General features: G+C 71.8%; 14 protein-coding genes. 12 read left to right on the top strand and 2 right to left on the bottom strand.

From position 1 onward, the window contains the following. Positions 1-130 precede the first annotated feature (130 nt). The 8 genes from sufB to ML340_RS11860 are packed head-to-tail and all read left to right on the top strand — an operon-like array spanning position 131 to position 6,361. Complete coding sequence (gene sufB / locus ML340_RS11895; protein WP_240099926.1) at positions 131-1,573, top strand: Fe-S cluster assembly protein SufB; 1,443 nt, start codon at positions 131-133, stop codon at positions 1,571-1,573. Further along, on the top strand, positions 1,570-1,773 hold the full coding sequence (locus ML340_RS11890; RefSeq protein ID WP_240099924.1) for a hypothetical protein: 204 nt from the start codon (positions 1,570-1,572) through the stop codon (positions 1,771-1,773). Before sufB ends, ML340_RS11890 begins: the two co-directional genes overlap by 4 nt. Beyond that, positions 1,757-2,251, top strand: coding sequence for a hypothetical protein (locus tag ML340_RS11885; RefSeq protein WP_240099922.1), 495 nt, complete (start codon positions 1,757-1,759; stop codon positions 2,249-2,251). Before ML340_RS11890 ends, ML340_RS11885 begins: the two co-directional genes overlap by 17 nt. Next, the gene (gene sufC / locus ML340_RS11880) at positions 2,244-3,014 is read left to right on the top strand and encodes a Fe-S cluster assembly ATPase SufC (RefSeq protein WP_240099921.1); all 771 of its coding nucleotides are present in this window, start codon (positions 2,244-2,246) and stop codon (positions 3,012-3,014) included. Before ML340_RS11885 ends, sufC begins: the two co-directional genes overlap by 8 nt. After that, positions 3,011-4,270 (top strand): Fe-S cluster assembly protein SufD, encoded by a 1,260-nt coding sequence (gene sufD / locus ML340_RS11875; RefSeq protein WP_240099919.1) that lies wholly within the window; start codon positions 3,011-3,013, stop codon positions 4,268-4,270. The genes sufC and sufD overlap by 4 nt, the downstream gene beginning before the upstream one ends. Beyond that, positions 4,267-5,502 carry a cysteine desulfurase gene (locus ML340_RS11870; RefSeq protein WP_240099917.1) on the top strand — a complete coding sequence of 412 codons (1,236 nt, stop codon included), beginning with the start codon at positions 4,267-4,269 and terminating at the stop codon, positions 5,500-5,502. The genes sufD and ML340_RS11870 overlap by 4 nt, the downstream gene beginning before the upstream one ends. Then, positions 5,499-6,026 (top strand): GNAT family N-acetyltransferase, encoded by a 528-nt coding sequence (locus tag ML340_RS11865; RefSeq protein ID WP_240099915.1) that lies wholly within the window; start codon positions 5,499-5,501, stop codon positions 6,024-6,026. The genes ML340_RS11870 and ML340_RS11865 overlap by 4 nt, the downstream gene beginning before the upstream one ends. Next, a complete protein-coding gene (locus ML340_RS11860) occupies positions 6,023-6,361 on the top strand; it encodes a Rieske (2Fe-2S) protein (RefSeq protein WP_240099913.1) in 339 nt (112 codons plus the stop codon). The genes ML340_RS11865 and ML340_RS11860 overlap by 4 nt, the downstream gene beginning before the upstream one ends. Before the next feature lie 7 nt (positions 6,362-6,368). Here the strand turns inward: ML340_RS11860 and ML340_RS11855 are convergent, their stop codons facing one another. Continuing rightward, positions 6,369-7,151 (bottom strand): oxygen-binding di-iron domain-containing protein, encoded by a 783-nt coding sequence (locus tag ML340_RS11855; RefSeq protein WP_240099911.1) that lies wholly within the window; start codon positions 7,149-7,151, stop codon positions 6,369-6,371. 163 nt (positions 7,152-7,314) lie between these two features. Here ML340_RS11855 and ML340_RS11850 point away from each other — a divergent pair, with 163 nt between their 5' ends. Continuing rightward, positions 7,315-9,447, top strand: a complete 2,133-nt coding sequence (locus ML340_RS11850) for a TonB-dependent receptor (protein ID WP_240099909.1) — start codon at positions 7,315-7,317, stop codon at positions 9,445-9,447. Between the two features lie 16 nt (positions 9,448-9,463). After that, positions 9,464-10,102: a PepSY-associated TM helix domain-containing protein gene (locus ML340_RS11845; protein ID WP_240099907.1), complete on the top strand. Its 639-nt coding sequence runs from the start codon at positions 9,464-9,466 to the stop codon at positions 10,100-10,102. Positions 10,103-10,184: 82 nt separating this feature from the next. Here the strand turns inward: ML340_RS11845 and ML340_RS11840 are convergent, their stop codons facing one another. Continuing rightward, positions 10,185-10,535 carry a ComEA family DNA-binding protein gene (locus ML340_RS11840; RefSeq protein WP_240099905.1) on the bottom strand — a complete coding sequence of 117 codons (351 nt, stop codon included), beginning with the start codon at positions 10,533-10,535 and terminating at the stop codon, positions 10,185-10,187. A gap of 205 nt (positions 10,536-10,740) precedes the next feature. On the opposite strand from ML340_RS11840, the gene ML340_RS11835 reads away from it, so the two are divergent. Both ML340_RS11835 and ML340_RS11830 read left to right on the top strand, forming a co-directional pair. Next, the gene (locus tag ML340_RS11835) at positions 10,741-12,231 is read left to right on the top strand and encodes a M20 family metallopeptidase (protein ID WP_240099903.1); all 1,491 of its coding nucleotides are present in this window, start codon (positions 10,741-10,743) and stop codon (positions 12,229-12,231) included. 63 nt (positions 12,232-12,294) lie between these two features. Beyond that, positions 12,295-12,564 carry a GlsB/YeaQ/YmgE family stress response membrane protein gene (locus tag ML340_RS11830; RefSeq protein WP_240099901.1) on the top strand — a complete coding sequence of 90 codons (270 nt, stop codon included), beginning with the start codon at positions 12,295-12,297 and terminating at the stop codon, positions 12,562-12,564. The last annotated feature ends 99 nt before the right edge of the window (positions 12,565-12,663 follow it).

The raw sequence follows: 12,663 nt of genomic DNA, 5'->3' as shown, positions 1-12,663 counted from the left end.
GTTCGGGCTGCAAGAAAGGACGGTCCGGCACAGGCACCCAGTGCTCAGTCGCGGGCTTCATTCACTGGCCCAGAGGCCGCTCGGGCTGCCCGAGCCGGTCCGCGGGCTGAAAGATACAAGGACGCGCGCCATGTCGAACGCCGCCAACGCCCCGATCTACGAGCGTCTGGCCCGCAAGTACGAGGCCGGCTTCGTCACCGAGATTGAATCTGATTCCCTGCCACCCGGCCTGAGCGAGGACATCATCCGCGCCCTGTCCGCGAAGAAGGACGAACCGGAGTGGATGACGCAGTGGCGGCTGGCCGCCTACCGCCGCTTCCTCACCATGCGCCAGCCGGACTGGGCCAAGCTGCAGATCGGCCCGATCGACCTGCAGGCGCTGAGCTACTACAGCGCGCCGAAGGCCAAGTACCAGTCGCTGGACGAGGTGCCGCAGGAACTGCTGGACACCTACGACAAGCTGGGCGTGCCGCTGCACGAGCGCGCACGCCTGGCCGGGGTGGCGGTGGACGCGGTGTTCGATTCGGTCAGCGTGGGCACCACCTTCCGCAAGGAGCTGGCCGAGCGTGGGATCATCTTCTGCTCGATGAGCGAGGCCATCCGCGAACACCCCGAGCTGGTGCGCCGCTACCTCGGCACCGTGGTGCCAGTGGCCGACAACTACTTCGCCGCGCTCAACTCGGCGGTGTTCTCCGACGGCAGCTTCGTGTTCATCCCGAAGGGCGTGCGCTGCCCGATGGAGCTGTCCACCTACTTCCGCATCAATGCCGGCCACACCGGCCAGTTCGAGCGCACCCTGATCATCGCCGAGGAAGGCAGCTACGTCTCCTACCTCGAGGGCTGCACCGCGCCGATGCGCGACGAGAACCAGCTGCACGCGGCGGTGGTCGAGCTGGTGGCGCTGGACGACGCGGAGATCAAGTACAGCACGGTGCAGAACTGGTACCCGGGCGACGAGAACGGCGTCGGCGGCATCTACAACTTCGTCACCAAGCGCGCCGAATGCCGCGGCGCGCGCAGCAAGGTGACCTGGACGCAGGTGGAGACCGGCAGCGCGATCACCTGGAAGTACCCCTCCTGCGTGCTGCTGGGCGACGACAGCGTGGGCGAGTTCCACAGCGTGGCGCTCACCCACCACCGCCAGCAGGCCGACACCGGCACCAAGATGATCCACGTCGGCAAGCGCACCAAGAGCAAGATCGTGAGCAAGGGCATCAGCGCCGGCCACGGCCAGAACACCTACCGCGGCCTGGTCAAGGTGGCCGCCTCCGCCGAGGGCGCGCGCAACCACACCCAGTGCGACTCGCTGCTGATCGGCAAGCACTGCGGCGCGCATACCTTCCCCTACATCGAAGTCAAGCACCCCACCGCCACCGTCGAACACGAGGCCACCACCTCCAAGATCAGCGACGACCAGCTGTTCTACTGCCGCAGCCGCGGCATCGGCGAGGAGGACGCGGTGTCGCTGATCGTGGACGGCTTCTGCAAGTCGGTGTTCCGCGAACTGCCGATGGAGTTCGCGGTGGAAGCCAAGAAACTGCTAGACGTGTCGCTGGAAGGGGCGGTGGGATGAGCGCGACGCCCGAGCGCCGCCTGCGCTTCGTGGATCCCGACGCGCCGCGTGCGGGTGCCACCGACCACTGGCGCTCGCAGAGCCCGTGCGAACGCCTGCAGGCCGTGCTGGCGCTGCACCGCGAGGGCAATGCCCTGTTCAAGGGCGGGAACCCGCCTGTCGCCCTCGAATGGAGGTTGCGCCATGACCTCCCGCGATGACGGCGCGCTGGATCGGGACTGGAAGGACTTCCTGGCCGCGCTCCAGGCCCATGGTGTGGAATACATGCTGGTGGGCGGAATCGCGCTGGGCGTCCACGGCTACGTCCGCTACACCAAGGACCTGGACGTCTGGTTCCGCGCCACCGAAGCGAACGCCGAGCGCCTGATCGCGGCCCTGCGCATGTTCGGGTTCACGGACCTCCATGTACCGCCCGCCGCGTTCTGCAAGCCACGCTCGATGCTGGTGCTGGGCAAGGAACCGAATGCCATCGAGCTGATCAACTTCGCCGATGGCATCGACTTCGACGCCTGCTACCCGCGCCGGGTCGTCGTCCCGCTGGATGGCATGCAGGTCGCCGTGATCGGGCTCGACGACCTGCGCAAGAACAAGCAAGCGGTGGGCCGCCTGCAGGACCTGGCCGACCTCGAACATCTGCAAGGAGTCGACCGAACCGGCTCTGGAGAATCCCATGCTTAAGATCGACAACCTCCACGCCAGCGTCGCCGGCAAGGAGATCCTCAAGGGACTCACGCTCGAGGTGAAGCCCGGCGAGGTGCACGCCATCATGGGGCCGAACGGCGCCGGCAAGTCCACCCTCGGCAACGTGCTGGCCGGCCGCGAGGGCTACGAGGTCACCGCCGGCCGCGTGCGGTTCGACGGCCAGGACCTGCTCGCGCTGGAGCCGGAGGAACGCGCCGCCGCCGGGGTGTTCCTGGCCTTCCAGTACCCGGTGGAGATCCCCGGGGTGAACAACACCTACTTCCTGCGTGCGGCGCTCAACGCCCAACGCAAGGCCCGCGGCGAACCGGAACTGGATTCGATGCAATTCCTTCGCCTGGTGCGCGAGAAGCTCGCCGTGCTGCACCTGAAGGACGAGCTGCTGCACCGCGGGGTCAACGAGGGCTTCTCCGGCGGCGAGAAGAAGCGCAACGAGATCTTCCAGCTCGCGCTGCTGGAGCCGAAGTTGGCGATCCTCGACGAGACCGACTCCGGGCTCGACATCGATGCCCTGCGCGCGGTCGCCGACGGCGTCAACGCCCTGCGCGCGCCCGACCGCGCGTTCCTGGTGATCACCCACTACCAGCGCCTGCTCGACTACATCCGCCCGGACGTGGTGCACGTGCTGGCCGACGGCCGCATCGTCGAATCCGGCGGCCCGGAGCTGGCGCAGGCGCTGGAGCACCGCGGCTACGCCTGGCTCGCCGAGCGCACCGCGCCCGCGGCTGCGGACGCCCGATGAGCGCGCTGCTGGACTCCCTCGCCGCCGGCTTCGACGGCGATGCCGCGCGCCGCGCGGTGCTGGAGGCGCTGCTGCGCGACGGCCTGCCCGGCCCGCGCAGCGAGGCCTGGCGCTATACCCCGCTGCGCGCGCTGGAGCGCCGCCGGTTCACGCCGGCGACCGCCGCCGCGGTGGATCCGGCGCGGCTGGCCGCGATCCCGGCGCCGCGGCTGGTGTTCGTCAACGGCCAGTTCGACGCCACGCTGAGCGACCTGTCCGGGCTGCCGGCCGGGGTCGAGTACGTGCCGGTTTCGCACGCGCTGCGGCATGCGCGCCCGCGCGACACCGACTTCCTGCTGCGCCGCTACGACCGCGCGGACGAGCCGTTCGCGCGCCTGAACGCCGCGCTCGCGCGCGAGGGCATGCGGCTGCGCGTGGACGACGGCGTGCAGGTGGACGCCCCGCTGCACCTGGTGCAGGTCGGCGCCGCGCTCGCGCACGACGCAGCCTGGCACCTGCGCCACTTCATCGAACTGCGGCGCGGCGCGCGGCTGACCCTGGTCGAACACCAGCTCGCCGACGGCGCGCACGCGCACCTGGCCAACCTGCTGGCGCACGTGCACCTGGCCGCCGGCGCGCGCCTGCTGCACCTGCGCAGCCAGGACGAGGCGCCCGCGGCCACCCTGTTCCTGCGCACCGACGCGGTGCTCGCGCGCGAGGCCCACTACCGCCGGCTCGACCTCGAACTCGGCGGCGGCCTCGCCCGCCACGAGCTCAACGTGCGCCTGGAGGGCCAGCACGCGGCCCTGCAGGCCGACGGCGTGCTGCTCGCGCACGGCCGCCGCCACGTCGAGACCCGGCTCGGGATCGACCACATCGCGCGCGACACCCAGGCCGACCTCGGCTGGCGCGGGATCGCCGCCGGGCAGGCGCGCGCGGTGTTCCACGGCGGCATCCTGATCCGCGCCGGCGCCGACGGCACCCGCGCGGCGCTCGCCAACAAGAACCTGCTGCTGTCCGCGCAGGCCGAGATCGACACCCAGCCGGTGCTGGAGATCCACGCCGACGAGGTGCAGGCCGCGCACGGCGCCACCGTCGGCCAGCTCGACCCGACCGCGCTGTTCTACCTGCGCTCGCGCGGCATCGACCAGGCGCAGGCGCGCCGCCTGCTGACCGCCGCGTTCTGCCGCGAACTGCTGGCCGGGCTGGAACCGCCGGCGCAGCGCACGCGCCTGGAGGAGCTGCTCGACGCCGCGCTGGCGAGGCTCTCCGCATGAGCGACAACGCCGCACCCGCCTTCGACTGGGCCCAGGTCCGCGCCGACTTCCCGCTGCTGCAGCGCGAGGTCAACGGCCGCCCGCTGGTCTACCTGGACTCCGCCAACACCGCGCAGAAGCCGCGCGCGGTGATCGACGCGGTGGACGACTTCTACCGCCGCCACAACGCCAACGTCAGCCGCGCCGTGCATGCGCTCGGCAGCGAGGCCACCGAGGCCTACGAGGGCGCGCGCCGCGCGCTGGCCGGCTTCCTCGGCGTGCAGGCGCAGGACCTGGTGCTGTGCAGCGGCACCACCTTCGCGCTCAACCTGGTCGCCTACTCGTGGGCGCTGCCGCGGCTGCGCCCGGGCGATGCCATCCTGCTCACGCGGATGGAGCACCACGCCAACATCGTGCCCTGGCAGCTGGTGGCCCAGCGCACCGGCGCGACGATCCGGGTCGCCGAGCTGTTGCCGGACGGCAGCCTCGACCTTGCGGCCCTGTACCGCGCGATGACACCGGAGGTGAAGCTGCTGGGCCTTGCCCACGTGAGCAACGTGCTGGGCACCGTCAACCCGGTCGCCGAGATCTGCCGGCACGCGCGCGAGCGCGGGATCACGACCGTGGTCGACGGCTCGCAGGCGGTGCCGCACATGCCGGTCGACGTGGCTGCGCTGGGCTGCGACTTCTACGCCTTCACCGGGCACAAGCTGTGCGGCCCGACCGGCACCGGCGGGCTGTGGGCGCGGCGCGAGCATTGGCAGGCAATGCCGCCCTTCCTCGGCGGCGGCGAGATGATCGAGGAGGTGCGCTTCGAGGGCAGCCGCTTCGCCGCGCCGCCGCACCGCTTCGAGGCCGGCACCCCCAACATCGCCGGCCAGGTCGGGCTCGGCGCCGCGGCCGACTACCTCGGCCGGGTGGGCATGGCGCGGATCGCCGCGCGCGAACACGAGCTGCTGGCGCATGCCAGCGAGGAGCTGGCCCGGATCGACGGCCTGCGGGTGTTCGGCCAGGCCCCCGGCAAGGCCGCGATCGTGAGCTTCGTGATCGACGGCACCCATGCGCACGACGTCGCCACCCTGCTCGACCTCGAGGGCGTGGCGGTGCGCTCCGGCCAGCACTGTGCGCACCCGCTGCTGCAGTCGCTCGGGGTCGGCGCGACCTGCCGCGCCTCGTTCGCGTTCTACAACACCCACGCCGAGATCGAGGCGCTGGTCGCGGCCCTGCGCAAGGCGAAGGCACTGCTGGCATGACTGCCGGCCTGCACTTCCGCGCCGCCGGCGAGGCCGACGTCGAGGCGATCGTCGCGCTGGTCACCCGCGCCTATCGCGGCGAGGCCAGCCGCGCCGGCTGGACCACCGAGGCCGATCTGCTGGACGGCCCCAGGATCGCGCCCGAGGTGCTGCGCGCGGATCTCGCGCGCCCGCGCAGCCGCGTGCTGCTCGCCGAGCGTGACGGCACGCTGGTGGCCTGCGCGCACGTGGCCGACGACGGCGGCATCGGCTACTTCGGCATGTTCGCGGTCGATCCGCGCTACCAGCGCGGCGGCATCGGCGCGCGCGTGCTGGCCGAGTGCGAGCGCATCGCGCGCGAGGAATGGCGGCTGCCGGCGATGCGGATGACGGTGATCGACCTGCGCGAGGAGCTGATCGCCTGGTACCAGCGGCGCGGCTACCGCCGCACCGGCGTGCACAAGCCCTTCCCCTACGGGGACCCGCGCTTCGGGCTGCCGCGGCGGCCGGATTTGCGCTTCGAAGTGCTGGAGAAACCGCTGTGACCGACGGCGACGCCCTCGACTGGCAGCGCGCCTGCAGCAGCGCCGAGCTTTTGCCCGGCGAGCAGCGCAGCGTCTGGCTCGGCGACCTCGCGCTGCTGCTGGTCAACCTCGACGGCCAGCCGTATGCACTCGAGGACCGCTGCAGCCACGAGGACTTCCCGCTCTCAGACGGCACGTTCGATCCAGCCAGCGCCAGCATCGAATGCGTGCTGCACGGCGCGCGCTTCGACGTGCGCGACGGCCGCCCGCTGCGCGCGCCGGCCTACGCCCCGGTGCGGCGGTTCCCGGCGCGGCTGCAGGACGGCGCGGTGTACGTCGGCCTGCCGCGCGCCTGAACGCGGCTTACGCCGGCGGCCAGCGGTAGTCGGCCGGCCCCATCAGGTCGATCCCGCACTGCAGTTGCTCCAGCCAATCGAGGAAGGCCGGGATCGCCGCGTCCTTCAGCGGCAGGCCGTGCTGCGGCACGATCATCCGCGGCGCGATCTGGCGCACCATCGCCACCCACAGCCGCAGCACCCGGTTGCTGGCCATGTAGCGGCGGTGGAAGCCCTCCATCCGCGGCCGGTGCGCGGCGAAGTCGGTGACGAACGTGTAGGGATGGTCGCTCGCCACCATCGACGCCCCGATGTCGCCGGAGAACAGGATGCCGCTCACCGGGTCGTAGAAGCCGAAGTTGCCGACCGAGTGCATGAAGTGCCCGGGCACCGCATGCAGCTGCCCGCGCCCGAGCGGGATCGGCCCGCCCGCGTCCGGCAGCAGCAGGTAGCGGTCGGCACCAGCATTCTTCATGTAGCCGGGCACCACGTGTGGGATGAAGCGGCCCCACAGGCGCGAGCTGACGACCGTGGCCTGGCTGTAGAGCATCCACTTGTCGACCGAGCCGATGATGTCCGGGTCCTGGTGGGTGCACAGCACCCAACGCATCTCGTGCGGGCGCATATAGCCGGCCAGCGCTAGCACCAGCGGGTTGTAGAGCAGCGCGCCGCCGGGGTCGAGGATGGCCGCCTCGCCCTCGTCCTGGATCAGGAACTGGTTGGCCTGGATGCCGTCGTCGCCGCGGACCAGGCCGCTGAAGGCGACGCAGCGGTGGCCGTCGTGGTCGTAGAGGAGGGTGCCGGGATTCATGGCGGGGTGCTCGCTGCAGGGTGGGGTGCGCACTCTAGGCCGCGCCGCGCAGGCCGGCCTTGCGCGCGATCAAGTGTGGATGCGCGCACACTTCACGAGCATTGACGAATGCGAATTGTTCGCATTAGCATTGGCGAACCAACCACAACAACAGACGGATGCCATGCACCCCACCCGCCTGGCGCTGCTGATCGCCGCGCTGCTGCCCACCGCCTTCCTGCCCCGCCCCGCCGCTGCCGCCGAACCCGTCGCTGCCGAACCCAGCGCCGACGCGGCGGCTCCCACCGACCTCGACCGCGTGCAGGTGCTCGGCCAGCGCTACCTGCCCGAATACAGCGTGCGCCGCACCCGCAGCGCGACCCGCACCGACACGCCGCTGCGCGACGTGCCGCAGGCGATCACCGTGGTCACCGACAAGCTGATCGAGGACCAGGCGATGACCGGGCTGGCCGACACCTTCCGCTACCTGCCCGGGGTCGGCACCGCGCAGGGCGAAGGCAACCGCGACGCCCCAGTGCTGCGCGGGATCGCGACCACCGCCGACTTCTTCGTGGACGGCATGCGCGACGACGTGCAGTACATCCGCGACCTCTACAACGTCGAGCGGGTGGAGGCGCTCAAGGGCCCCAATGCCATGGTGTTCGGGCGCGGCGGCAGCGGCGGCGTGATCAACCGGATCACCCGCCAGGCCGACGGCGAGGACCACCGCGCGCTGTCGCTGCTGTGGGGCAGTTGGGGACGCCGGCGCGCGAGCGTGGATCTGGGCACTGGGATCGGCGAGGCCGGCTCAGGGCTGCGGCTGAACGCGATGGCCGAGGATTCCGGCAGCTTCCGCCACGACGTGCGGCTCAAACGCCACGGGGTGAACCCGACCCTGGGCCTGGCGCTGGGCGAGGCCACCCGCCTGCAACTGGGCTACGAGCGCTTCCAGGACGAGCGCACCGCGGACCGCGGGGTGCCCTCCGCGTTTGGGCGGCCGCTGGACATCCCGCGCGCGACCTTCGTCGGCAATCCGCAGGCCAGCCCGGTGGAGGCGACCGTGGATGCCTTCGACGCGGTGCTCAGCCACACTACGCGCAACGGCCTTGAGCTGCGCAACCATCTGCGCTGGGCCGACTACGACAAGTTCTACCAGAACGTGTTCCCGACCGGCTACGCGCCGGCGACCGGCCTGGTCAGCCTCGGCGCCTACAGCAACGCGACCCGCCGCCGCAACCTGTTCAACCAGACCGATGCGGTGTGGACGCTGGAGACCGGCGGCGTGCGCCACACCCTGCTGGCCGGCGCCGAGTTCGGGCGCCAGGTGACGGACAACCGCCGCCTGACCGGCTACTTCGGCAACGCAACCAGCCTGCTGGTGCCGCTGGCCGACCCCACGACCACGGTGGTGCCGGACTTCCGCCCCAGCGCGACCGATGCCGACAACCACGGCATCGCGCGCAGCGCCGCGGTGTACGTGCAGGACCAGATCGCGTTCGGGCCGCACTGGCAGGCGATCCTCGGCGTGCGCCACGACGACTTCCGGATGGAACTGCGCAACAACCGCACCGGCGGCGTGCTGCGCACCCGCGACCGCGTGTTCGCGCCGCGCGCCGGGCTGGTCTACAAGCCGGTCGAGGCGCTCTCGCTGTACGCCAGCTACAGCGACAGCTTCCTGCCGCGCGCCGGCGAGCAGTTGGCGTCGTTGACTGCAAGCAACGCCAGCCTGAAGCCGGAACGCTTCCGCAACCGCGAGCTCGGCCTGAAATGGGACCTGGCCCCGGACCTGCAGGCTAGCTGGGCACTGTACCGCCTGACCCGCAACAACGTGGCCATCACCGATCCGGCCGACCCGACCCGGTTGCTCCTGGTCGACGGGCAGACCGCGGACGGCATGGAACTGGGCCTGGCCGGGCGGGTGAATGCGCACTGGCAGCTGATGGGCGGCTATGCCTGGCAGAAGGCGCGCATCGCCAGCACCCAGTCGGCCAGCGTGCGTGCCGGCAACCGGGTGGCCATGGTGCCGACCCATTCGGCCTCGCTGTGGAACCGCTACGACTTCAATGATCGCTGGGGTGTGGGCCTCGGCGTGGTTTACCGCGGCGCGGTGTTCGCCACTGCCGACGACCTGGTGCAGCTGCCCGGCTTCACCCGGGTGGATGCCGCGGTGTTCTGGACGCTCTCGCCGACGCTGCGCCTGCAGCTGAACATCGAGAACCTGGGCGATCGCCGCTACTTCGCCAGCGCGCACAGCAACCAGAACATCAGCCCCGGCGCGCCGCGCAACGCGTGGCTCGGCGTGAACCTGCGGTTCTGAGCGGAGGGCGCAGGCGATGCACGCAACCTCGCTTCCGGCCGCGCGCCCGCGCGCGCGGCTGCACCGCGCGATCCGCCAGTTGCACCTGTGGCTCGGGGCCTGGGGCGCGCTGGCCGCGATCCTGTACGGCCTGACCGGGCTGGTGATGAACCACCGCTTCGGCGAGGGCGCCTGGCCGCAGGGCGACAGCCGCCAGGGTGCACGCATGGAACTGCCGGTCCCACCGGCCGCGCGCGCCAGCCCGGAGCAGCTCTCGCTGTGGCTGCGGGCGCAGCACGGCCTGGAGGCCAGCCTGATCCGGCGCGGTGGCCCCGGCCCGGACAGCCGCCCCGGCAGCGAACCACCGGCCTGGCGGCTCTCCGGCGGCAGCGCGCGCCAGTCGTGGGTGCTCGAGTACGAGCCCGGCCGCACGCAGGCACAGCTGGTGCGCACCACCCATTCCCCGCTCGCCGCGCTCAACCGGCTGCACAAGGCCGTGGGCGGCGGACCGGCGTGGATCCTGCTGGCCGACAGCTTCGCGCTGGCGATGGTCGCGCTCGGCGTGTCCGGGATCTGGATGTGGGCGCGCGGACGGCGTCCGCGCGATCTGCTGCTGAGCGTGATGGGGCTGTCCACGCTGGTGCTGCTGGCCGTGCTCGGGCTGGCCCTGCGCTGAGCGCACGCACGGCCTGCGACCGTGCGCCCGCCTCCGCCACCGGCAGGGCCTGCCCGCGCCCGCGGCGGAGGCGCGGTTCCGCTCAGCGGCGGGCCACGACGGCCGGCGCCGCCGGCTTGCGGGCCGCCGCGGCCGCGGCGGGGGCTGCGGCCCCGGGACGCGCGCCGCCGAGCACGATGCGGTCGCGGTTCTTCTCCACCGTCTTCAGGCCGATGCCCTTGACCAGGGCCAGCTGCTCGACGCTGCGGAAGGCGCCGTTGGCCTTGCGGTAGTCCACGATGGCCTGGGCCTTGGCCGGGCCGACGTTGAGCAGCACGCGGTCGATCGTGGCCGCGTCCGCGGTGTTGATGTTGACGGTCTCGCCGGCGATGGCGCTGCCGGCCAGGGCCAGCGCGAGCAGCAGCGAGGTGCCGAGGGTCTTGAGGGCGTGCATGGTGGTGGTCTCCGTCGTGTGGTGTCGTGGATGGCGTGGGCGGTGCCGGCGATGGATCCGCGCGGCAGGTACAGGGTCGCCGCCCCGGCAGCGCGGCGGGATCGGCCTGCGGCGCGGCGCGGCCTGCGGCCTCGCCGCAGGCGGCGGTCAGGGTTCCCTGAGCGGGCGGCGGTAGAATGCGAGCTCACCGCCCAAGGACTCCGTCATGGACGCGCACCGGCTCAAGCAGTTCGTGGATGCGCTGTGGGACGCGCAGATCGTGCCGCAGCTGGTCGAGTACATCCGCATCCCGAACAAGTCGCCCATGTTCGATGCCGACTGGCAGGCGAACGGCCACATGGACCGCGCGGTGGCGCTGCTGGAGGGCTGGGCGCGCGCGCAGCCGTTGCCCGGCATGCAGGTCGAGGTGGTGCGCCTGCAAGGCCGCACGCCGCTGATCTTCATCGACATCCCGGCCGCCAACGGCGGCCGCGACGACGACTGCGTGCTGCTCTACGGACACCTCGACAAGCAGCCGGAGATGACCGGCTGGGACGCCGACAAGGGGCCGTGGACGCCGGTGCTGGAGGGCGAGCGCCTGTACGGCCGCGGCGGCGCCGACGACGGCTACGCGCTGTACGGCTCGCTGGCGGCGATCCTGGCGCTGCAGGCGCAGGGCCTGCCGCACGCACGCTGCGTGGTGCTGATCGAGGCCTGCGAGGAATCCGGCAGCTACGACTTGCCCGCCTACGTCGACCACCTGGCGGCGCGGATCGGCAAGCCCTCGCTGGTGGTGTGCCTGGACTCCGGCTGCGGCAACTACGAGCAGCTGTGGTGCACCACCTCGCTGCGCGGGCTGGCCGGCGGCAACCTCACGGTCAAGGTGCTGGAGGAAGGCGTGCACTCCGGCGATGCCTCCGGGATCGTGCCGTCCAGCTTCCGCATCCTGCGCGAGCTGCTCGGCCGGCTGGAGGACGCCCGCACCGGCCGCATCCTGGTGGAGGGCCTGCACGTCGAGATCCCCGCCGAGCGCCGCGCGCAGGCGAAGAAGGTCGCGCAGGTGCTGGGCAGCGCGGTGTACGACAAGTTCCCGTTCCTGCCGGGGATGCGACCGATGGACGACGACCTCGCCGAGCTGGTGCTCAACCGCACCTGGCGGCCGGCACTGTCGATCACCGGTGCCGGCGGCATTCCGCCGCTGGAGTCCGCCGGCAACGTGCTGCGCCCCTACACCGCGCTCAAGCTCAGCCTGCGCCTGCCCCCGACTCTGGACGGCAAGCGCGCCGGCGAGCTGCTGCAGGAGGTGCTGCTGAAGAACCCGCCGTACGGCGCGCAGGTCAGCCTGCAGCTGGAGAAGGCCAGCACCGGCTGGAACGCGCCGGCGCTCAGCCCATGGCTGGAGCAGGCGATCGAACAGGCCAGCCAGGAGGTGTTCGGCAAGCCGGCGATGTACATGGGCGAAGGCGGCACCATCCCGTTCATGGGCATGCTCGGCGAGAAGTTCCCCGGCGCGCAGTTCATGATCACCGGCGTGCTCGGCCCGCACTCCAACGCGCACGGGCCGAACGAGTTCCTGCACATCCCGATGGGCAAGGGCGTGACCGCCTGCGTCGCGCGCGTGATCGCCGCGCACCACGCCGCCAGCCTGCGCGGCGAGACCAGCGGCGTGGCCGCGGTCGCCGGCGGCCACCACCACGGCGCCCACGGCTGCTGCTGACGCTGCAGCGCAGCGCGACCGCCGGCGGGCGGCTGCTAGGATGGCGGCGGCAATCCGCCATCCATGTCCGGCAAGGGGGTCGCGATGTTCGAGGGGGTGCTCGGCTACGTGTTCGGCGGTCTGGTCATCGGTCTGCTCGCGCGGCTGCTCAAGCCGGGCGCCGACCCGATGGGCTGGATCATGACCCTCCTGCTGGGGATCGCCGGCGCCGTGATCGGCGGCTGGGCGTCCTCCAGCTTCGGCCTCGGCCGCGCCATGACCTGGGTCGCCGCGATCGTGGCCGCGATCGTGCTGCTGTTCCTGTACGAGGCGTTGCGCAAGAAGCCCGCCTAAGCAGCGTCCGGCCTCAGGCCCGCGCGCGCGGCACCGCGGGGCGGCTGTACCTGGTGCCGGGCGACTCCCCCATGGGCTACCGGCTGCCGCTGGATTCCC

The sequence above is a fragment of the Thermomonas flagellata genome, from assembly GCF_022419185.1.
In the GTDB taxonomy this organism is placed as follows: domain Bacteria; phylum Pseudomonadota; class Gammaproteobacteria; order Xanthomonadales; family Xanthomonadaceae; genus Thermomonas; species Thermomonas flagellata.
This window is presented reverse-complemented; position numbering and strand designations above follow the sequence as displayed.